General features: G+C 40.5%; 19 protein-coding genes. 7 read left to right on the forward strand and 12 right to left on the reverse strand.

Features of this window, described 5'->3' with window-relative positions; all coding sequences use genetic code 11:
• The first annotated feature begins 41 nt into the window (after nt 1-41).
• Entirely contained in the window at nt 42-1193 is a 1152-nt protein-coding gene (gene chrA / locus AC0VZ5_RS14845) for a chromate efflux transporter (RefSeq protein ID WP_475473462.1), read from the forward strand.
• On the opposite strand, the gene AC0VZ5_RS14850 is transcribed toward chrA, so the two are convergent.
• The 4 genes from AC0VZ5_RS14850 to speA form a co-directional block, all read right to left on the reverse strand.
• Entirely contained in the window at nt 1153-2412 is a 1260-nt protein-coding gene (locus tag AC0VZ5_RS14850) for a mechanosensitive ion channel family protein (RefSeq protein ID WP_178956725.1), read from the reverse strand. The two genes, chrA and AC0VZ5_RS14850, sit on opposite strands and share 41 nt — an antisense overlap.
• On the reverse strand, nt 2409-3329 hold the full coding sequence (locus AC0VZ5_RS14855) for an acetyltransferase (protein ID WP_475473464.1): 921 nt from the start codon (nt 3327-3329) through the stop codon (nt 2409-2411). The genes AC0VZ5_RS14850 and AC0VZ5_RS14855 overlap by 4 nt, the downstream gene beginning before the upstream one ends.
• A 17-nt stretch (nt 3330-3346) precedes the next feature.
• Nucleotides 3347-4219 (reverse strand): acyltransferase, encoded by an 873-nt coding sequence (locus AC0VZ5_RS14860; RefSeq protein WP_475473466.1) that lies wholly within the window; start codon nt 4217-4219, stop codon nt 3347-3349.
• Between the two features lie 61 nt (nt 4220-4280).
• Nucleotides 4281-6161, reverse strand: coding sequence for a biosynthetic arginine decarboxylase (gene speA, locus AC0VZ5_RS14865; protein ID WP_178956728.1), 1881 nt, complete (start codon nt 6159-6161; stop codon nt 4281-4283).
• A 198-nt stretch (nt 6162-6359) separates the two neighbouring features.
• Between speA and speE the strand changes: the two genes are divergently transcribed.
• Nucleotides 6360-7223, forward strand: a complete 864-nt coding sequence (gene speE / locus AC0VZ5_RS14870; protein ID WP_138608318.1) for a polyamine aminopropyltransferase — start codon at nt 6360-6362, stop codon at nt 7221-7223.
• Nucleotides 7224-7285: 62 nt separating this feature from the next.
• On the opposite strand, the gene AC0VZ5_RS14875 is transcribed toward speE, so the two are convergent.
• Nucleotides 7286-8509 (reverse strand): hypothetical protein, encoded by a 1224-nt coding sequence (locus tag AC0VZ5_RS14875; RefSeq protein ID WP_475473468.1) that lies wholly within the window; start codon nt 8507-8509, stop codon nt 7286-7288.
• Nucleotides 8502-9128 carry a methylamine utilization protein gene (locus AC0VZ5_RS14880; protein WP_475473470.1) on the reverse strand — a complete coding sequence of 209 codons (627 nt, stop codon included), beginning with the start codon at nt 9126-9128 and terminating at the stop codon, nt 8502-8504. The genes AC0VZ5_RS14875 and AC0VZ5_RS14880 overlap by 8 nt, the downstream gene beginning before the upstream one ends.
• Before the next feature lie 175 nt (nt 9129-9303).
• On the opposite strand from AC0VZ5_RS14880, the gene AC0VZ5_RS14885 reads away from it, so the two are divergent.
• Nucleotides 9304-11346: a glycoside hydrolase family 97 protein gene (locus tag AC0VZ5_RS14885; protein WP_475473472.1), complete on the forward strand. Its 2043-nt coding sequence runs from the start codon at nt 9304-9306 to the stop codon at nt 11344-11346.
• Nucleotides 11347-11406: 60 nt separating this feature from the next.
• On the opposite strand, the gene envZ is transcribed toward AC0VZ5_RS14885, so the two are convergent.
• Together envZ and ompR are read right to left on the reverse strand one after the other, a co-directional pair.
• Entirely contained in the window at nt 11407-12720 is a 1314-nt protein-coding gene (envZ, locus tag AC0VZ5_RS14890; RefSeq protein ID WP_055012728.1) for a two-component system sensor histidine kinase EnvZ, read from the reverse strand.
• Nucleotides 12721-12725: 5 nt separating this feature from the next.
• The gene (gene ompR / locus AC0VZ5_RS14895; RefSeq protein WP_010392434.1) at nt 12726-13445 is read right to left on the reverse strand and encodes an osmolarity response regulator transcription factor OmpR; all 720 of its coding nucleotides are present in this window, start codon (nt 13443-13445) and stop codon (nt 12726-12728) included.
• Nucleotides 13446-13627: 182 nt separating this feature from the next.
• Between ompR and greB the strand changes: the two genes are divergently transcribed.
• From greB to AC0VZ5_RS14915, 4 genes are all read left to right on the forward strand, one after another.
• Complete coding sequence (gene greB / locus AC0VZ5_RS14900) at nt 13628-14101, forward strand: transcription elongation factor GreB (protein ID WP_054202862.1); 474 nt, start codon at nt 13628-13630, stop codon at nt 14099-14101.
• Between the two features lie 124 nt (nt 14102-14225).
• Nucleotides 14226-14531, forward strand: a complete 306-nt coding sequence (locus AC0VZ5_RS14905) for a hypothetical protein (protein ID WP_010392429.1) — start codon at nt 14226-14228, stop codon at nt 14529-14531.
• A 60-nt stretch (nt 14532-14591) separates the two neighbouring features.
• The gene (locus AC0VZ5_RS14910; protein ID WP_010392427.1) at nt 14592-15170 is read left to right on the forward strand and encodes a CBS domain-containing protein; all 579 of its coding nucleotides are present in this window, start codon (nt 14592-14594) and stop codon (nt 15168-15170) included.
• Nucleotides 15171-15326: 156 nt separating this feature from the next.
• Nucleotides 15327-17651 (forward strand): Tex family protein, encoded by a 2325-nt coding sequence (locus AC0VZ5_RS14915; RefSeq protein ID WP_475473476.1) that lies wholly within the window; start codon nt 15327-15329, stop codon nt 17649-17651.
• A 65-nt stretch (nt 17652-17716) separates the two neighbouring features.
• Here AC0VZ5_RS14915 and AC0VZ5_RS14920 read toward each other — a convergent pair whose 3' ends face one another.
• The 4 genes from AC0VZ5_RS14920 to bioH all read right to left on the reverse strand — a co-directional run bounded on the left by AC0VZ5_RS14920 (nt 17717) and on the right by bioH (nt 20651).
• Nucleotides 17717-18502, reverse strand: coding sequence for an outer membrane beta-barrel protein (locus AC0VZ5_RS14920; RefSeq protein WP_290167424.1), 786 nt, complete (start codon nt 18500-18502; stop codon nt 17717-17719).
• Nucleotides 18503-18648: 146 nt separating this feature from the next.
• Entirely contained in the window at nt 18649-19506 is an 858-nt protein-coding gene (locus AC0VZ5_RS14925; RefSeq protein WP_475473478.1) for a putative metalloprotease CJM1_0395 family protein, read from the reverse strand.
• Nucleotides 19507-19512: 6 nt separating this feature from the next.
• On the reverse strand, nt 19513-19821 hold the full coding sequence (locus tag AC0VZ5_RS14930; RefSeq protein ID WP_475473480.1) for a hypothetical protein: 309 nt from the start codon (nt 19819-19821) through the stop codon (nt 19513-19515).
• A gap of 92 nt (nt 19822-19913) precedes the next feature.
• Nucleotides 19914-20651: a pimeloyl-ACP methyl ester esterase BioH gene (gene bioH, locus AC0VZ5_RS14935; protein WP_475473481.1), complete on the reverse strand. Its 738-nt coding sequence runs from the start codon at nt 20649-20651 to the stop codon at nt 19914-19916.
• Between the last annotated feature and the right edge of the window lie 56 nt (nt 20652-20707).

Genomic DNA, 20707 nt, shown 5'->3' on the forward strand with positions numbered 1-20707 from the left:
TTGTGACACTTTAATGATTTATCAAAAAGGCGATGGCCACTATGTTAATTGCGATTTTTAGGCAGTTTTTTTTGCTTGGCTGCATGAGTTTTGGCGGCCCTGCCGCCCATTTAGGTTACTTTAAACATCACTTTGTTGATTCGCTGCGCTGGTTAAGTATCAGTCGCTATTCACAGCTAATAAGCCTCAGCCAAGCTCTGCCTGGCCCTGGCTCTAGTCAGGTTAGCTTTGCAATTGGAGTAGAGCGTGCAGGTGTACTCGGTGGCATCACCGCATTTATTGGTTTTACCTTGCCTTCTTTTTTAATAATGACACTGCTTGCTATTAGTGCTCACCAATTTGACGCCGTTTATCTTGCTGTGATCACCGGATTGAAGCTCTTTGCTGTAGTGATTGTTGCCGATGCGACCCTTAGTATGGCCAAAAGCTTTTGCAGCAACCTAATCCTTAAGCTAATTGCAGTTATAAGCACCCTAGCTCTAGTTCTACTGCCGATGTTAGGTACACAAATTATTATTTTACTTATTGCAGCCGCAGTCGGCGCTATCTGGCCACTCTTAAAATTAAGTGATTTATCACAGCAAACTAGCAGTGTTCAGGGGAAAGTTAACTGGGTTGCACTTAGTTTATTTGCGCTACTGCTTGGAGTTAGCTTTATTCCAATAGAGCAAGAATTTGCGTTATTTGCGCCTTTTTACCAAGCTGGTGCTATGGTATTTGGTGGCGGGCATGTTGTGTTGCCAGTACTTCAAGCGGGTGTGCCAACGTTAAGTGATGATCAATTTTTAACGGCTTACGCCAGTGCTCAGGCTATACCTGGGCCTATGTTTACAATAGCCACCTACTTAGGCGCGCAGCTAAATACCGAGCAGCCAATAATGGGCGCAATTATAGCTACATTATTGATATTTACCCCAGGGTTTTTACTTATGTTGGCATTTCAGAAAAGCTGGATTAATTTAGCCAGTAAGCCCCGCTTTGCCAGCTCAATTGCCGCGCTTAATGCCGCCGTGGTTGGCTTTTTAGCTGCAGCATTGTATTCGCCCATTTGGACTTCAGCTATAAATAGTGTGTGGCATATTGCATTAGTGATTGCTGCATTTGCGTGGCTACGTATGAAAAAGCCACCTATTTGGTGGCTATTATTATTGTTTATTGGTGTTGGCCTTGGACAGCATTATTGGGCACTTTAATACTAGGTTTGCCCGCCATATTCACCCCGTCAGCTGGGCTTAACTGTCCACTAACACTTTGATAAGCGCGCAGTCCAAATACCGGTAATACTGCCAGTAGATGATCCATAATTTCAGCTTGTAAGTGCTCGTACGATATCCAACGTTTGTCTTCACTAAAGCAGTAAAACTCAATCGGTAAGCCATGATTAAGCGGTTGCAGTTCACGCACCATAAGTGTGAGCGAGGTATTGATTTTACTGTGTTGTTTTAAGTAACCCTCTGCATAGCGACGAAATAACCCTAAGTTCGACACCGGATCGGGAAGTGTGCCTAGTCGAATATATTCTTGCAGTGGTATTGCCGCTTCTATTTGCGCTTTAAAATCATCATCAACTAAAAAGATGCTGTTCATATCAATATTTAAAGAACGTTTAATACGTCGCCCACCAGATTCTTGCATACCGCGCCAGTTTTTAAATGAACCGGCCACCAGCATGTAAGTTGGTATAGTCGTTATGGTGTTGTCCCAGTTACGCACTTTTACAGTATTTAGTCCTAAATCAATCACTTCGCCATCGGCGCCATAGTTATCTACTTGGATCCAGTCCCCATAGGTCACTAAGCGGTTAGCAGCAATTTGAATGCTGGCGACAAAGCCTAATATGGTGTCTTTAAATACTAATAGCGTTACCGCTGCAATCGCACCAAAGCCCGATAAAATATAGGTAGGCGATTTTTCGAGCACAATACTAACTATTAATATTGAACACACAATAAAGGTGATCAGCTTAACCACTTGAATTAAGCCTTGAATAGGCACTTCTCGGGCAAAATCTAATTGGTTATAAATAGCGCCAGCAATACTCACTATACTGCTAATAATAAAACCTATATAAATAATTAATAATGCTTGGCCAATGGTTTTAAGGATCTCTTGAGCAATTGCATTAACGGGGTAAACGCTATCAAATGTGGCTAAAAAAAGCACACAACATAACAAGCAAGCAATTCGCTTATTGAGCTTGGTCAGCATAGGTGACAATGAACCAATACGCTCAGGCGAGAGTTTAGTCACCACCTTTTGAATACCCGGTAACATTAAGCGACGGGTAAATAAGTAAACAAATAATAAAGAAAGGATGCCAATGGATGAGGCCGTGATTGCACTGAGAAAAAAAGCATCGGGGACTTTTTCAAACCAAGGAGTAATTAGCTCCTGTAGGTGTGTTTTGGTCATGGTATTTCAATTTCCTTACTGGGAGTTAATTCAGTACTAGCTTGCTGAATATGAATAGCGCTTAATTGCTTATCTTTTTTTGTCCATAAATTATTTAAATATTGCTGAAACTCGGCTCTAAATGCGTGATCTGTTTGGTAACTGCCAATCATCTGTGTATTTATTGGCATCACCTCAATGGTAATATTAATAGACTCTAGTTCGCCTTTTAAAATATTACGACACACATGATCTGACTTACCGCTATACACTAAACTAGTGTTAAGCATAGCGTCAAATTGCTCGTTTAAAACTTCTAAGGCAAAAGCAGTTCCACCAGCCTTAGGCTTTAATAAATGCTGAAAAGGACTTTGTTGATGCTTATGCTTTTGCGCTGTAAAACGCGTACCTTCTACAAAGTTCACTATGGTTGTAGGATGATGACGAAAATTACGGCAACTACGCTTAGTACGCTCGACATCTAGGCCTTTTAAATTGGGGTTTTTTGCCAATTGCGCTTTGCTCACCCGTTTCATAAAGGGCATACCCATTGCCCAGGCACCAGTGCCTATAAATGGCACATACTTAAGCTCATCTTTTAAAAAAAACTTAGGAGCTGGCAATGCATCCAACGAGCTTAATACCGCAATATCAAGCCAGCTAATATGATTACTGATTAGCAAATACCAACTATTGGCATTCACCTCCCCACTAATGTTGACTTTAATGTCATTACAGCCTAGCCACAGCCCTAAGCGGTTACCTTTACACCACCCCTTGTACGCACCGTGTAATAATTTACTTACTACGGGTATGGGCAAAACCAATTTAACTAACCCTAGGATAAGTACTAATGCGCCAAATATTATTAAATTAGCGAATAAAACACAGCCAACAATTAAGCCATTTAACCAATTAGGTAACCATTTTTTTAGCATAACTGTTAGCTCATTTGTTATTTTTGTTTGAAATTAACGAGCGTCTGGTTCTTTTCTTCCCACACGCGATTTAATTCAGTTTGAAAACGTACTCTAAAGTCAGGATCATTAGTGTAATCACCAATTAAGTCGTCACTAACGCCTTTTACTTCAACATATACATCAATGTGTTTTACTTTACCGGCTGCAAAATCCATAAAAGTAGGAATGCCCTCAGGGTAATGAATAGTGACATTTACCACCTTAGAAATTTGCTCACCCATAGCTTGCATTACAAACGCCACACCACCCGCTTTCGGTTTTAGTAAATGAGGAAACGGGCTATTTTGGCGCGCATGCTTTTGCGCTGTAAAACGCGTACCTTCAACAAAGTTAACCACACTAACCGGCATTTCTTTAAATTTTTCACACGCTTTACGAGTCGTTTCTAAATCTTTACCACGCAATTTAGGATTCTTTTTTAATTGGCTTTTACTGGTGCGGGTCATAAAAGGAAAGTCGAGCGCCCACCAACATAAACCTAAAACAGGTACGTAAATAAGCTCTTTTTTCAAAAAGAAGTTTAAAAAAGGTATTTTGCGGTTAAACACTCGCTGTAATACTAAAATATCCACCCAGCTTTGGTGGTTCGCGATAACTAGGTACCAATCTTTCAATTTTAGCTCTTCTAGACCGGTTACATTTAGCTTTGTTGGCGTTAATAACGTTTGATTTAGCGTGTTAAACGTCACCCAAATAGAGGCACATTGCTTGGCCGTCCAGCTCATTAATTTTTGAAGTCCCTTAATTGGGATTAGCTTAACGATGCCACAAATAAAAATAGGTACAAACCAAAAAAGAGTGTTTATTGTGTAAAAGAAAATACTAAATACACTGCGAATAACTGACATTACTTCTATTCCTTTAAACATCGCGCAGCCACAAATGACCGCGCTTAACTATGCAACTAAATTAATCTTCAAAATAGGTGTAGCCTTCAAGCCCTGCATTAAGCTCGGCTAAGTAACCTTCTTTACAGTGCTCTGATACATCAAGTTTATTAATCTGAGTGGCAAAGTTATCAGCTAATAACTCGCTATCATAATCAACAAATTTTAATACATCCTTAACGCTGTCACCTTTAATGGCATTGGTTAATACATATCCTTGCTCATTAAGCTCAACATGAACTGAATCGGTATCACCAAATAGGTTATGTAAGTCACCTAAAATCTCTTGGTATGCCCCTACCATAAACATCGCAATATGATACTGCTGACCTTGTGTATATTCAGGAATAGGTAAACTGGTTTCAATTCCTGCACCTTCAACGTACTCACGTATTTGCCCGTCAGAATCACAAGTAATGTCTTGGATAATAGCGCGCTGAGTAAGCGGCTGCGTTAGGTTTTCGATGGGCATAACCGGAAATAACTGCTGAATGCCCCACACATCGGGTAACGACTGAAATAATGAAAAATTCACAAACAGTTTATCGGCTAGTTTTTCGTTTAAATCATCCAGCACTTCGCGGTGAGCTCGTGCATTAGAGCTTAATGAAGCACGAACGCGATGTAAAATAGTAAAGTAAAGCTGCTCTATTTTCGCCCACTCTAGCATGCTTACTAAACCATGTACGTATTGATCGTGTGCTTCACTAAATAAGTGCATTGCATCATGATAAATCTCTAATGCCATACGCGGGTTCAAACGTTGTAAACACTGCCACATTTCATCCAATACTAAGGCACTGTTTTTAACAGGTGGTTCTGGGTTTAAATGATTTGGTGCTTTTTCAACATCAATCACATCGGTAATAAGCACCGCATGATGTGCAGTAAGAGCACGGCCAGATTCGGTAATAATTGCAGGGTGAGCTAAGTTATGTTGGTCGCACACCTCGGCAAATGCATTTACTACATTACGCGCATATTCTTCAACTGTGTAATTCATTGAGCAAGCACTACGTGAGCCTGAACCTTCGTAGTCAACGCCAAGCCCGCCACCCACATCAACAGTATTGAGCGGTACACCGTATTGAGTTAATTCAGCAAAATGGCGAGCACATTCGCGCAAAGCACGATGAATATCGCGAATATTGGCAATTTGAGAACCAATATGAAAATGTACCATTTGCATTAAATGCAACTTGTTATGTTGCTTGAGCACTTCCACTGCACTGAGTACTTGTCCTGCAGTTAAGCCAAACTTACCTTTTTCACCACCGGTATTTTGCCATTTACCTTTACCAACCGAATTTAGGCGAATGCGAATACCAATAGCAGGCTCAATACCTAAATTATCAATTTCTTCCAGCAGTGTGGTTAGCTCAGAGAGTTTTTCAACCACAATTTTAACGCTGTGCCCCATTGCTTGACCAATACAGGCTAAACGTAAAAACTCACTGTCTTTGTAGCCGTTACATACAATAGTAATAGGCTCTTTTGCCACACCTAAAATTGCCATTAGTTCAGGTTTAGAACCGGCTTCAAGCCCCACTAAACCACTTGGGTGTGCCAATAGTTTACTGACTACAGAGCGCTGTTGATTTACTTTTATAGGGTAAACACAGGTGTATTTACCATTATATGCACGGTTGCTACGCGCTTGAGTAAACGCATTGGTGAGCGTATCTACACGGTTTTTTAAAATATCGGTAAAGCGCACCAATACAGGTAAGGTTAATCCTTGCTGTTTAAATTGCTCAGTAAGCTGGCTTAAAGAAATGGCAGGTTTTGTTTGGTCGCCATCCGGATAGGCTATCAATTCACCTTGTGCGTTAATATCAAAATAACCATCGCTCCAATGAGCAACATTGTATGTAGCACGTGCTGTTTCTAAACCCCAAGTCATGGCAACTCTTCTTTATTAAATTAGGTGTAAAGGGGCATTTTAATACGTCACTATCTGCTAAGCTAACAAAAATTGAACTTTCCCCTCTTTATAGCTAACTTTATTCGCTAAAGAGCGTAAAATTTGATTGAGCAATAGCGCAAGCACTGGCAGAATTGCCTCCTTTTTTCATACTCAACCAAAAGTGTAACAACAACTATGGCAAATTTAGATCAAAGTAAGTGGTTTACTGAAATTAGCGACCGCGATGGCAGCGCATTTTCATTACGTATTAACAAAAAGTTAGATGAAAAACAGTCTCCTTTTCAAAAAGTAGAAATGTTTGAAACCACAGACTTTGGTAATTTAATGATCATTGATGGTTGCACTATGGTGAGTAGCCGTGAAAACTTTTTTTATCATGAAATGATCAGCCACCCAGCATTACTAGCACACCCAAACCCTAAAAATGTGGTTATTATTGGCGGCGGCGATTGCGGTACATTACGTGAAGTGCTTAAGCACCCAAGTGTAGAAACTGTGACACAAATCGATATTGACGAAGTAGTTACCCAAATGTCGTTAAAGTACTTCCCAGAGTTATGTGAATCAAATAACGATCCACGTGCCACTGTGATGTTTGACGATGGCATTAAATATATGCGTGAAGCAGCTGGTGAGTCTATTGATGTAGTGATTGTTGATGGAACTGATCCGGTAGGCCCTGGTGAGGGTTTATTTAACCATGCGTTTTATACTAGCTGTTTAAACGCACTTCGCCCTGGTGGAATACTCGTACAACAAAGTGAATCGCCACTTATGCATATGCCACTACTGGTTGAAATGCGCGAAGCTATGCTAAGTGTTGGTTTTAACGACTTGCAAACCCTGCCATTCCCACAACCTATTTATCCAAGTGGGTTGTGGTCGGTGACGCTAGCTCGCAAATCTGAAGCATTTAACGGTTTTAGAGAAGACGGCGCAGCCATAATTGCTGAGCATAGTGAATACTACAATGGCGGTATTCATCACGGTGCACTCGCAACACCTAATTACATGAAACGCGCTTTTAACAAAAAATAAAAAGCCATTAATACAAAGTAGGGCTCGCAAGAGCCCTTATATGTTTCTCTTTTTTCTACTAACTAAAACCGAAACTGAGCATTTAATGCTATTTGCTGCTGCGATATCCTCGATTCTTTATTCATAGCTACTCGGTTATCTGCTTGGCTATGAAGCGCTGACCCCTCAACACCTATTTGCCATTGTGGTGTAAGCTGATAACGCCAAGTTGCTGTTAGTCCCTCGCCATAACTTGCATTAGGGTCAAACATCCAATCGTCTTTGTCTGTCACCTCAAAATAATCGTAACGTACTGAGAAACGGTGGCGTTTTATTTTATGACTCAATAATGCAAAATGACTGTAAAATCGAGTATCAACACCGCGTTTTTGACCCATAGCCGTACCACCCGACATTATTTGGATAATTAATCGTGTTTTCGGTGTAAATTTATTTAGCCATGCGACACTTAAAAATCGAGTATCCCAGGCATATTGACCCGTATTATAATTAAGAGCGCCAGGGTCACCATTGTTATCATAGTAGTACACTCGCAACTGAGACTTTTTTAAATAATCCCAATGTCCACCAACGTAATAACCAAATCGCCCATCGACCTCTTCAAACGGTAAAACTTGGTTTGCTTGAAATTGTAACTGTGGAGTATTTAAAGACGCTACAGGCGCAAAAGCGAGAGCCTCATTAAATGTTGTTTGGCGATCATGCAAAGCAAAGCCTCGCCAAGCGAGTAATGTCCCCGCAGGATCGTTACCTTTAAATGTCGCACCAACCAAACTAAAACTATGGGCACTATTAAAATTACGGGCTGGGCGTTTAATTGTTGCTTCAACACCTAGCGTTCGCAGCTCTTCACCTACCCAAGAGTTAATTGCCGAATTGGTATAATTATATGCAGATAACCAGCCCATATCAGGATTTTCTAATGACAATTGTGGATAAAAGCCACCCACTTTAATATGCCATTTATAATCACTGCGAACTAAAGGTTTATATTGCAGATAAGCCTGACTAACCCCCAAGGTACTTTTTGGATCTTGATATAAATTAACTACAGCATGGGCAGACCAGCTGGAACTTATATCTGCAATTAAATTAATAATTCCCTGAGATAAAACCACACCTTGATTAGCCGCATCATGGCGATATAAACCAATTCCACCCTCTTGCCAGCTTAGTTGTGAATCAGCTTGCACAGCCCTTACTTGCAGCAAACCTTTAACTTGTGCGTTGGCTGAAAAAACACTCAACAAGCAAATAACAACGGCTAAGCGCAATAGACTATTCATAATCGTCAAACTCATCAACTTCAACCCTAATAGGCAAAATTAGTTTTTGTTTTAACTGATAACTTAATTTATTGTTAGTTATAACAACTTCTTGCGACTCTATGTTGCTAATATCTCTAAAGCCTTCATGCCAAACATTTAGTTTATAGGCTCCATTTGGGATATCGAACGATGCTACTCCTTGCTCATTGGTGATTGCATAATATGGGCTATCCACAACAACAATGTAACCCAACATCCAATCATGAATATTACAACCAAGCTCCACAACTCCTGTTTGTTCAAATGTAATTGGATCTTGTGGTTGTTCTCGATAAAGCTTTAATTCAAATGTTTTGCTTTTAGAAAATGAATACACGTGATGCATTATCGAGTCAGCGTTAGGAAATTCAACTTGGCTGTTTTTTTCAACGACTAAGATATGTGGCGTAAATTGGCGATTCTTTTGTGTCATAGTGAAAAGTGATTTATTTATATTAACGCCAGAGGCTTGCTCTGGAGCTAGCCAAACAACAACATTTTCTTGAACTTTTTGGTTGTTATTATAAACAGTAACCGTTGCTGCACTGCTCTTAAAAACAATGATACAACCTAAAATAGCGAGTAAAATTTTCAGCATATTTTCTTCTTGTTAAATTCTTTTTATTTATTATAGAACTAAATTACATAAAGTTTTGCAGATTAATTAACACACTCTTTTTTAGCTAATTAATTGAATACGTATGCAGCTATCTCGTAATAGTGTGTTCATCACTTTATGCTCATAACCTACGGTTTGACATCAAGGACACACAATGAGATTACCTTTACTACTAGTTGCTTTACTTGCAAGCAGTGCTTTTGCAAAAGAGGCCACGCTGAAATCACCTGATCAAAAAATTAAAATTACCATTTCTGATCAATCATCATCCCCTCATTACTCTATTAGCTTTAATGGTAAGCCTGTTATCGAGCAGTCACGCTTAGGTTTTAGATTTAAAAGCCAAGCATCATTTGATGACGGCTTTGTTATTAGTGAAGTAACTCGCTCACAAACCGATAGCCAATGGCAGCAACCTTGGGGAGAGCGTCAAACCGTTGTTGATAAGCACAATGAAATTGCTGTTACCTTTAATAAACCGGCTCCCAACGCTGGCACATACACTGTGCGATTTAAAGCTTTTGATAGCGGTGTAGGGTTTCGCTATGAAGTCCCTAAACAAGTCGGTTTTGAAAAAACTGAAATTACTAAAGAACTGACCGAATTTGCGATTGCCGCAAAAGATAAAGCCACCGCATGGTGGATACCGGCTCGCGGTTGGAACCGTTATGAATATGTCTATAACACCACAAACTTGCAAGATGCTGCACTCGCTCATACCCCTTTTACCTTTAAAAATGGTAACGGTGTACATGTCAGCATTCATGAAGCAGCTCTGGTGGATTATGCAGGCATGGTGCTTAACCAGCGTCGCCCAGGTACGTTTAGTGCCGATTTAACACCGTGGTCTGATGGCATTGCGGTTAAGAAGCGCGGCGCATTCAATACTCCTTGGCGCACCATTCAAATAGGTAAGCGAGCGATAGACTTAGTTAATTCAGATATTATTTTAAACCTGAATGAGCCAAATAAACTCGGTGATGTGTCGTGGGTTAAACCAGGTAAATATGTAGGTATTTGGTGGGGAATGCACATCAATGAAACCACTTGGGGCAGTGGAGAAAAACACGGTGCCACCACAAAAAATACTAAATACTATATGGACTTTGCCGCTGAGTATGGCTTTGACGGCGTATTAGTTGAAGGTTGGAACACAGGTTGGGATGGCGACTGGTTTTATAATGGCGATGTATTTAGCTTTACTCAGCCTTATGACGATTTCGATATTGTAGCGCTTACACAGTACGGTAAAGAAAAAGGGGTACAGTTAATTGGTCACCATGAAACCTCTGGCAATGTCAGCAATTATCGCGACCAAATGGAAGATGCTTTTGCGCTTTATGAAAAATCGAATGTAAGCCAAATAAAAACCGGTTATGTGGCCGATGGTGGCAATATAAAACGCATAGATGAAAACGGCATTGCCCGCTTTGAATGGCATGACGGCCAATTTATGGTAAATGAATACTTACATAACATTAAACTTGCCGCTAAATACAAGCTAAGCATCAACACGCATGAACCAATAAAAGACACGGGTCTGCGCCGCACTTACCCTAACTGGATTGCCCGTGAAGGTGCGCGTGGTCAAGAGTTTAACGCATGGGGCACACCGCCCAATCCACCAGAACACATTCCCATGCTTGCCTTTACGCGTATGCTGGCAGGACCAATGGACTTTACCCCTGGTATTTTTGATATGAGCTTTAATGGCTTAGGGGACGAGACAAATCGCCCACAAACCACACTAGCAAAGCAATTAGCATTGTATGTGGTGATGTATAGCCCAATTCAAATGGCGGCGGATTTACCACGGAATTATTTAGCTAAACCCGATGCTTTTCAATTTATTCAAGACGTACCAACCGATTGGCAGCAAAGTATTGCGCTTGATGGTGATGTAGGCGACTTTATTGTATTTGCACGCAAAGAGCGCAAGCGCGATAACTATTCAGGGAACGATTGGTACTTAGGTGCAGTTACCGATGAAAATGCCCGCACCATTGAGGTTAAACTCGACTTTTTAGATAAAGATAAACAGTTTGAAGCGCAAATCTACCAAGACGGTAAAAACGCTGAGTGGAAGAACAATCCTTATGATTTAAGTATTGAAAAACGCACTGTTACCGCAAATGATAAACTCACATTAAAATTGGCCACCAGTGGCGGTACAGCCATTCGTTTTAAAGCCCTCTAGTAGTTAATCTGAACGCTAGATAATAAATTAACGCTATCTGCAACCATGCAGATAGCGTTATTAGCTTGGATTAGTAACCTTTATTGGTAGGTATATTTGCGCACTTAAACCACCTTCAGGGCGATTAGAGAGCACCACCTTGCCGCCATGCATATCGATAATACGCTTAATAATTGCAAGGCCTAGGCCGCTACCTTCACTACCGCGAGCTGCATCACCTTGTTTAAACGGCTCAAACACAGACTCCAACTCGCTTTCAGGAATACCCGGACCACTATCGTTGACCGCAATAACCACATATTTTTTATTGGAATTAAAATAACTGAGTACTTCAATATCACCCTCTGAGTAGCGTAGTGCATTTTCTATCATATTGGTCACTACTCGCTTAATCGCGACACTACTTATGGGAATTTTTCCAATATTAGGATTCGGTTTAAACGTGATCGCACGTTGATGCTTAAGCTCACTTTGTACGACTTCACCAAGGAGCGCATTAATATCTTCGCAGGTTTGTTCTTCACGTTTATGATGGCGTAAATATTCGATAAATTGATCGATAATGCCATTCATATCTTCAATATCGTAAATAATGCCTTCACGTAAATAATCATCTTCATCAACCATCATTTCTGTGGCTAAACGAATACGCGTAAGCGGTGTTCGTAAATCATGAGAAACACCGGCCATAAGTAATCGACGGTCGTTTTCAAGGGCAGCAATACCTCGCGACATTTGATTAAAGGCGCGCGTTACCTCAATAACCTCACTCGACCCTTGCTCTTGTAACTTGGTACTAAAGTCGCCTACCCCTACTTTTATCGCAGCTTGTTGTAATGCTTTTAGTGGTCGGTTCAAATGCCTGGCAAATAACCAACCTCCTAGTACACTTAAAAAGCCGATACTAGAAAGATAAAAGGTTAAAAACTCAAGGTTACTTTCTTTAAATCCGGTGAGCGGCACTTTGACCCAATAACCCGGCGCCTGCGGGGCTTCTACCCAATAAATAAGCGGATCAGTTTGACTAATGCGCACCCGAGAAAAGCCATTTAATTGCTCAGACATACTACGCGATAGCCCAGAATACTCACGACTTTGGCCTAAACCATGACGCATAGCTTCACGCTGAGTCATTACTTCAATGCCGGTTATTTCAAAAAACTTCTCAGAGACTTCATCGGTGACTTCAACGCCATCTTCCCAATCAATAAACACGGTTTTAATTTGCTTAGCCAGCATTAAATTAACTTGTTCAATGGTGGGTTTAACTACATATAAACTTACCGTGACGTAGGAAACTATTTGGTTAATAAGCAGCAAAGCGGCAACCAAAAATACGGTTTGTCCAAACGCACTACGCGGAAACATTCCCATAATGATTACTTTTCACCGTCAGGAACAAATACATAACCTAAACCCCATACCGTTTGAATATAGCGTGGGTTAGCGGCATCGACTTCGATCATTCTACGAAGACGTGATACTTGAACATCAATACTGCGCTCAAGCGCACTGTAGTCTCGCCCTCTAGCTAAGTTCATTAATTTATCACGACTTAATGGCTCACGCGGGTGAGAAACTAACGCTTTTAACACCGCAAATTCACCACTGGTGAGTGACACCGTGTTATCGCCTTCACTCATTTCGCGGGTGGCTAAATTCAGGGTGAATTTACCAAACGCAATTAAGTTCTCCTCAGCTGAAGGCGCTCCTGGCACTTCTTTTGATTGACGACGTAAAATGGCTTTTATGCGCGCTAATAGCTCGCGAGGATTAAACGGTTTCGGAATATAATCGTCAGCGCCGAGTTCTAGGCCAATAATGCGGTCTACTTCATCGCCTTTGGCGGTCAGCATAACGATAGGAATTTGGTTTTCTTTTTGGCGTAAACGTCTACAAATAGAAAGCCCATCTTCGCCGGGCAGCATTAGATCAAGCACCATTAGGTGAAAGTTTTCACGCTCAATTAGTCTATCCATTTGCTCTGAATCCGCAGCTGTTCTCACAATAAACCCTTGCTCTACCAAGTAGCGTTCCAGCAAACTGCGCAAACGTTTATCGTCATCAACCACCAATACTTTTACTGTCTCTTGTCCCATAATTTATTGCTTTTTTTATAATTTATTAATCCTTAATATAAATGAAAAACTTAATAATAAAAAACTAATTGATTGCTTAGATTGTTACTGAACATTTCAAATTCATTGATAGCTATTTTATCTCGACAAGCTGCCTTTATTTTAATACCTTGCCACTCATGAAGATTAAACAAGAACTCAGCGTGAAAACAAACTTAATTACTCGCGAAGGTTATTTACAATTGCAGCAAGAACATGATCATCTTTGGAATGAAAAACGTCCAGAAGTGACTAAAATTGTGAGTTGGGCTGCCAGCCTAGGTGATCGCTCTGAAAACGCAGACTATCAGTACAACAAACGTTTACTGCGCCAAATTGACCGTCGTGTTCGCTATTTACGAAAACGCATCCCCGATTTAAAAATTGTTGACTACTCACCCGTACAAGACGGCAAAGTTTTTTTTGGAGCGTGGGTAGAAATAGAAAACGAGGCCGGTGAGTGTAAAAATTTTAGAATTGTCGGCCCCGATGAAATTTATGATCGCAACGACTATATTTCTATCGATTCACCAATGGCGCGAGCGCTATTAAAAAAACAAGTAGACGATGATTTTGAAGTAATAACTCCTCAAGGCGCTAAACAGTGGTTCGTAAATAACATTACCTATCAAAAATGACAGCGCTTAGTTTTGATTCAGATCATATTAACTTTTTATTGTTTATATTATCTGAGTAAGCTATAACTAAAGTTACTCAAGTAATGTTGTATTAACTTGAGAGTAGTTAATTAAGGTCATCATTATGTCAAACATAACAGCGCGCATATTACAAAATGCCCTCGTGTTTGCACTCTTCATGAGTGTGAGTTTGACATTGCATGGTGCTCCTAAAAATAACAAACTTGATGCTGGTTTTGCTCCAGCTGAATTTATTGTTTGTGACTCCCCTGACCAAGCAAACCTCGACACCGATTTAGATTCTCATGTTGGTGTTATTGCGCTTAGAGAAATCCAACCACTTCCTTTAGCGTTTTTCTTTCATTATGAAAGTCGATTTTTAGCCACTGCCTACAGTCATGCAAACCCGCGAGCGCCACCCGTTATTTAATTTAATAACTTGCTTTTAAACATTATTAAATTTGTATAACTATTTATTTAGGTGGATATTATGTCTAACTTTAAAGAACTCCGTACCCAAGATATTTCTCATGGCACTATTGCTGATACTTTTACTAATGAGGCTGTGATTGATTTAACCTCTCCAGCAACACGTATAGTAACTAGCTTTACTCAAACAAGTCCTATGCGCGCAGCGTTTGATACAACCATTGAACAAGCATCAAAACAACTAAATACTCAGCCTTCTGATTTTATTTTAGTAACTGATGAGCATCAAAAGCTAATTGGTATTGTCGCAAGTGCAGATTTACAAAGCTCAAAAATCATGATTTTATCGCAGCGTTTAGGCTTGCCTCGTAGTGAAATTAGCTTACGCTATTTAATGACACCGCTGAGTAACTTAATGGGTGTAAGTATGAAAAGCTTAAGCTACTCATGTATCGGTGATGCACTGCAAACTATGGAACATCATGGTGCTATGTTTATATTAGTTACTGCGGCTAATAATGAAATAAGTGGTTTAATTTCAGCACGCGATATAGCACGTAAGCTGCAAATTCCTGTTCATATTAGCCCAATAGCGCACACATTTAGTGAAGTACTCGAAAGTGTAGAGCACCCTCACTAAATCCGCTTTTTATTGCCCCAGCAATGGCATCTTAAAGCAAGTAAAATAGCTTGCTTTAAGAGCTTTTTATTACCCTCCCCTGTGATATTATTCAAGACATTGACGCATCAGTTAACTTTTTAGCTGGTCTTATTTTTTGTATTAAAAGGTTTTTGCATGAGCGATATCTCTGCACGTTTAGCAACGGAGCTAAATGCACAGCAGCAACAAGTGGTTGCAGCAACAAAGTTACTTGATGAAGGCGCAACAGTCCCCTTTATTGCCCGTTACAGAAAAGAAGTGACCGGTGGATTAGATGACACCCAACTACGCCTTCTAGAACAACGTTTATCTTATTTGCGTGAACTTGAAGAGCGTCGTGGCTTTATCCTGTCGACGATAGAATCACAAAATAAGCTTAGTGCTGAATTAGCGGCTGATATTAAAGCTGCACAAAGTAAAACCGAACTAGAAGACTTATATTTGCCTTATAAAGCAAAGCGCCGCACTAAAGGTCAAATAGCTATTGAAGCTGGTTTAGAACCACTAGCTGATGCGTTATTTAACGATCCAATGCTTGACCCAGACGCTGAGGCTGCAAAATTTATTAATGCCGAAAAAGCGATTGTCGATACTAAAGCAGCGCTTGATGGTGCTAAGTTTATTTTGATGGAGCGCTTTGCTGAAGACGCTAAATTACTCGCTAAATTTAGAAGTCATATTAGTCAAAATGGAGCGATTGAAAGTAAACTTATTGATGGCCAAGAACAAGCGGGGGCTAAATACCGAGACTACTTTGAACATCAAGAACCATTAAAAAAAGTCCCCTCGCATCGAGCATTAGCCATGCTAAGAGCACGTAACGAAGGTATTTTACAGTTAACTATTAATCCTGAGCCTAACGCTGAAAACCCAGCGCAATTGTGTGCACAGATGATCAGCGATCATTACCGCCTAGATATTAAAAACAAACCTGCCAGCGCTTGGTTATTAACTGTAGTGCAATGGGCGTGGAAAATTAAGCTTGGATTACATCTAGAAAATGAATTTTTAGCCGCAATGCGTGAAAAAGCCGAAACCGGTGCCATTGATGTATTTGCTAAAAACTTAAAAGACTTATTAATGGCAGCCCCTGCTGGCCCTCGCACTACGTTAGGCTTAGATCCTGGTTTACGTACCGGTTGTAAAATTGCCGTGGTTGATAGCACAGGTAAGCTGCTTGCTACCCAAACGATTTTCCCACATGCACCACAAAATCATTGGGATAAATCATTACGCACGCTCGAGCAATTATGTCGCCAGCATAAAGTTGAGCTCATTGCGATTGGTAACGGTACCGCTTCTCGCGAATCAGATAAGCTAGTTGGCGAGCTTATCAAAGCCAATACTGAGCTTAAACTAAATAAAATCATGGTCAGTGAGGCCGGCGCTTCGGTTTACTCTGCTTCTGAATTCGCTGCTAATGAATTTCCAGATTTAGATGTATCTTTACGTGGTGCCGTGTCTATTGCACGTCGCCTTCAAGATCCATTGGCTGAGCTGGTTAAAATAGAGCCTAAGTCTATTGGTGTAGGCCAATATCAACATGATGTATCACAAAGCCAACTAGGACAAAGCCTAATCTCAGTGGTAGAAGACTGTGTAAACAGTGTGGGTGTTGATTTAAATATGGCTTCTGTACCTTTGCTTGCACGTGTTTCTGGTTTAAACAAAACCTTAGCGCAAAATATTGTAAGCTACCGTGATACAAATGGGTCATTTACAAAACGTAGTCAGTTGAAAAAAGTAGAGCGTTTAGGGCCAAAAGCATTTGAACAAGCAGCCGGCTTTTTACGCATTAACAATGGCAGCGATCCACTAGACAACTCATCAGTTCACCCTGAAGCATACCCTATCGTTAAGCGTATTTGTGAGCACAATCAGGTAGACGTAAATAACCTCATTGGTAACAAAGAGTTTTTAAATAAGCTCGCTGCAAATGACTATATTGACGATAAATTTGGTCTGCCTACCGTGACCGATATTATTAGCGAGCTTGATAAGCCAGGTCGCGATCCGCGCCCTGAATTTAAAACTGCTGAGTTTAAAGCAGGCGTTGAAAAAATTAGTGATTTAAAACCAGGCATGATTTTAGAAGGCGTGGTATCGAACGTAGCTAATTTTGGCGCATTTGTGGATGTTGGCGTACATCAAGATGGACTAGTGCATATTTCGGCTATTACTAATAAGTTTATTTCAGACCCACGAGAAGTGGTTAAAGCTGGTGACATCGTTAAAGTGAAAGTGGTTGAAGTTGACGCTGCACGTAAACGCATTAGCTTTACCATGCGCCTAGATGACGAGGTAGACACTAGCAATAAAGCTGCCCCTGCGGCGGTGCAAAAGCCACGTGGCAACAATGCAAATCAATCGCGAGCGCCCAAACCTAAGCGCGACACAGGCAATGCAATGATGGGCAATGCGTTTGCTGATGCCTTTGCCAATGCAAAAGTGAAAAGATAGCGCGTAAACACAAACACCACAAAGCCTACTTTGTGGTGTTTGCTATTCTACTATTTAAATTTTCTTTAAAAATAATAACGAAATGCTGCAGTTGCGATGTCTGCGTATTCATCTGTATAACTGTAAGAAGCAGCAAACGTTACTTCATCAGTAACTGCGTAATTTATACCCGCTTTTAACAGGAAGTTATTTTCACTTTCAGCATCATGCAAACGTACATAACCTGTTCCTACACCATGTAAACGCTCATAACCAACGCCTGCATTTACTTCAAATTGTTCGGTCAATAAATGTCGAATTTGTACATTTACTTTATAGGAGTCAGCTGTTTCTGATCTTTCATTGTTTGCTTTTGAAACATCAAAAACATTACTATCAGATTCAAGTCTATGTATAAGTGTTTCCTCCGTCTTAATTTTACTTTTCCCATATTTTAGGGAATAGTCAACAGCAGTTTCTCTTGAAAAATGTTGAATGTATCCAAAGCCAATATTATAACGAGTTAAACTCATATCCGTTGTTTCATGATAAAAATCTGTCATATTAGACGGATAAGTGCCATCTGGTAGAAGAGAAAATGATGTAAATGTAGTAGTGCTAGAATAATCAACACGACTTTGAGAATACGAGCCTGTAACGTACCAATTTTCAGAAAGTTGTTTGCTAAGATTAATAACGTACCCGTCGTAGCCAGAATAACTTGGACTGTCAGGGTCCGTTTTATCATTACTTTTAATGTCAGTTTTTGTATAGCCAACTTCAACATAATCGTAACGTAAAAGTGATGTTTGATTAGCTCCGGCGGTGATTGAGAAGAGTGATAAGGTCCCTGCTAATACTGCATATTTCATTTAATTGTCTTCCTTAATAAAAATCGCAGGGACAATAACAATTTGAAATATTCTTAACAACATAAAATACAATATAGTGTGAACAAACGTGAAGTTATTTTAATTGAGAGTCTTATTTAATGGGCAAAAGAAATTTATTGCTTATATTAAATAGTAGCCGAAAAGCCTGCTTGCCCATAAGGAGATGTAGCCATTTGGTAGAATTGAGCAATGCGCCCAGCACGCGCTTCTACTTCAACATCACGCGATTGCTCTTCACTTTTAGCAGTTTTTACTTCTGAACTTTCACTGTTAGAAAACGACGCACTGACTCTGCTTTTATCTTCGCTGTTGTCTTCGTCATCTGCTGAAGCTAACTCAGCTTGTGCTGCGGCTATCTTTTGAGTGGCATCTGCCGCAATTGCTCTGTCGGCACCTGAAGGCTCAGCCGGCGCGAGTGCTGCAGCACGTACCGTTTGCATTTTTTCAATAGTTGCTTGGGGGTCGCCATTGATAACCCCAACATCTATCGGTACTTCACCACCTACCGCATAGTTAGTACCATCGGGCCCTCTTTGGTATTCGTAGCTCGGAGAGCCCGCATATTGTCCACCCACAGCGGCATGCGCTTGCTCATGTGTTCGTACTTCAGTGTCGCGCGCTTTAAGTTCTTTAATTTGCTGTAATTCTTGCTCAAGTTGCAGTTCTTCTTGCTCACTAACTTCTTCTGCAGATTGTTGTTTTTCTTGCTCGGCATCATCTTGATCGCTATCTGCATTGCCTTCGCGTTGCGCAATCGTTTTATCGTCTGCAATTTTGCCACTCGCATTGTAGGTTGAGCTGTCGCTATTTCCTGGCAGTTTGGCTTTTTCTGCATCACTTTGAGCTTTGTTTTCGGTGCTACCGGCGGTGTTTGCAGCAGCTGGGGGAATGACTTCACGTAGCTGGTTGTCACGCCGAGCAGTCTCTGTATAAACATTTGCGGTGTTTATATTGATAGACGGAAATGGCGTGACAATATTCATGAGAAATTACACTTTAATATCAACTAAAGTGCCTAATACGTCATCTGCAGTTTGGATAGATTGCGTGTTTGCCTTAGCATTAAACTCTTCAACTTTTAAGTTTACTAACGCATCATCAATTCGTGCAGGTTGAGATACTGGCGCGGTGACTGCTTCTTCAGGACGAGCGGCTGTTAATTGACGTTGCTGCGCTAGTTGAGAGTCGTCTTGCTGCTCTATGCTGGCACGATTAATCTCAGCGCTGGCTTTTTCAATTTCTTGGCTGGCTCTATTAAACCCTTCAACACCACTATTGAATACAGATCCTATTGGCATAATAATAAACCTCCAGCAAATAAATATTGTTTAATTATCGCTCAAAAATCACGCAAAATAAAGCTTTAAACCGCAGTAATCATGGCTTTGCTTCAAAGCATTGATTTAACGGCAGATAAAAATTCACTTTTATGAGAAATAAAAGGCGCATGTGATGCTTTGTCTATCACTTCGTACTCAAAGTCACCATTAAGTACCACCATTTTCTCAATGGCCCGATAAGGAACGAGAGAGTCTAAGCGTCCAAAAATGCCGCGAATAGTCACTGGACATTGAGCAAATAATTCGCGTAAATCTTCATTTTGCAGTATGTCTAGCCCTGCACTTAAAGCCTCGTTATTCGGAGGCGCTGACTGACTCAATAACTGCTTTAACTGTTTTACATCATCGCGAGCCGACTCACTGCCCATTGCCTGAATTGCCAAAAAGCGCTCTATCGTTTTTGAACGCTCTTGCAACAACTGCTCTTTGAACTGTTTTAATACTTTAGGCTTAATGCCAGCCCATGGCAATTGCTCTGCAAAAAAGGGCGTTGAGGCAACTAAAATGACTTTTGATACTTTTTCTGGCCAATGTTTGGCAATATAAATAGCAAACAACCCACCTAAAGACCACCCCATTAGTACCGATTGTGGCTTTAACTGCTCACTCACCTGCTTTGCAGCATCGTGTAATGTATATGGGCTTAAAGAGGCGTTATTATCACCATAACCGGGTAAATCCAAACAACGCACTTTACCTGAATATAAAAACTCTAATTCTGGTTTTATTAACTGCCACACACCTCGGCTCATTCCCCAACCATGTAACAACACACATTCATTTTGCATATTTGCCTAACCTTAACCAAACTTGAGTTCTATGATAGCGCTTTAAAAGGAGTTTG

The organism is Pseudoalteromonas sp. QJM3NY_12, assembly GCF_056173165.1.

What these genes read in the sequence shown, in the direction of transcription:
- chrA (WP_475473462.1), top strand. Translation starts at nt 42, where the DNA reads ATGTTAATTGCGATTTTTAGGCAGTTTTTTTTGCTTGGCTGCATGAGT.
- AC0VZ5_RS14850 (WP_178956725.1), bottom strand. Translation starts at nt 2,412, where the DNA reads ATGACCAAAACACACCTACAGGAGCTAATTACTCCTTGGTTTGAAAAA.
- AC0VZ5_RS14855 (WP_475473464.1), bottom strand. Translation starts at nt 3,329, where the DNA reads ATGCTAAAAAAATGGTTACCTAATTGGTTAAATGGCTTAATTGTTGGC.
- AC0VZ5_RS14860 (WP_475473466.1), bottom strand. Translation starts at nt 4,219, where the DNA reads ATGTCAGTTATTCGCAGTGTATTTAGTATTTTCTTTTACACAATAAAC.
- speA (WP_178956728.1), bottom strand. Translation starts at nt 6,161, where the DNA reads ATGACTTGGGGTTTAGAAACAGCACGTGCTACATACAATGTTGCTCAT.
- speE (WP_138608318.1), top strand. Translation starts at nt 6,360, where the DNA reads ATGGCAAATTTAGATCAAAGTAAGTGGTTTACTGAAATTAGCGACCGC.
- AC0VZ5_RS14875 (WP_475473468.1), bottom strand. Translation starts at nt 8,509, where the DNA reads ATGAATAGTCTATTGCGCTTAGCCGTTGTTATTTGCTTGTTGAGTGTT.
- AC0VZ5_RS14880 (WP_475473470.1), bottom strand. Translation starts at nt 9,128, where the DNA reads ATGCTGAAAATTTTACTCGCTATTTTAGGTTGTATCATTGTTTTTAAG.
- AC0VZ5_RS14885 (WP_475473472.1), top strand. Translation starts at nt 9,304, where the DNA reads ATGAGATTACCTTTACTACTAGTTGCTTTACTTGCAAGCAGTGCTTTT.
- envZ (WP_055012728.1), bottom strand. Translation starts at nt 12,720, where the DNA reads ATGGGAATGTTTCCGCGTAGTGCGTTTGGACAAACCGTATTTTTGGTT.
- ompR (WP_010392434.1), bottom strand. Translation starts at nt 13,445, where the DNA reads ATGGGACAAGAGACAGTAAAAGTATTGGTGGTTGATGACGATAAACGT.
- AC0VZ5_RS14905 (WP_010392429.1), top strand. Translation starts at nt 14,226, where the DNA reads ATGTCAAACATAACAGCGCGCATATTACAAAATGCCCTCGTGTTTGCA.
- AC0VZ5_RS14910 (WP_010392427.1), top strand. Translation starts at nt 14,592, where the DNA reads ATGTCTAACTTTAAAGAACTCCGTACCCAAGATATTTCTCATGGCACT.
- AC0VZ5_RS14915 (WP_475473476.1), top strand. Translation starts at nt 15,327, where the DNA reads ATGAGCGATATCTCTGCACGTTTAGCAACGGAGCTAAATGCACAGCAG.
- AC0VZ5_RS14920 (WP_290167424.1), bottom strand. Translation starts at nt 18,502, where the DNA reads ATGAAATATGCAGTATTAGCAGGGACCTTATCACTCTTCTCAATCACC.
- AC0VZ5_RS14925 (WP_475473478.1), bottom strand. Translation starts at nt 19,506, where the DNA reads ATGAATATTGTCACGCCATTTCCGTCTATCAATATAAACACCGCAAAT.
- AC0VZ5_RS14930 (WP_475473480.1), bottom strand. Translation starts at nt 19,821, where the DNA reads ATGCCAATAGGATCTGTATTCAATAGTGGTGTTGAAGGGTTTAATAGA.
- bioH (WP_475473481.1), bottom strand. Translation starts at nt 20,651, where the DNA reads ATGCAAAATGAATGTGTGTTGTTACATGGTTGGGGAATGAGCCGAGGT.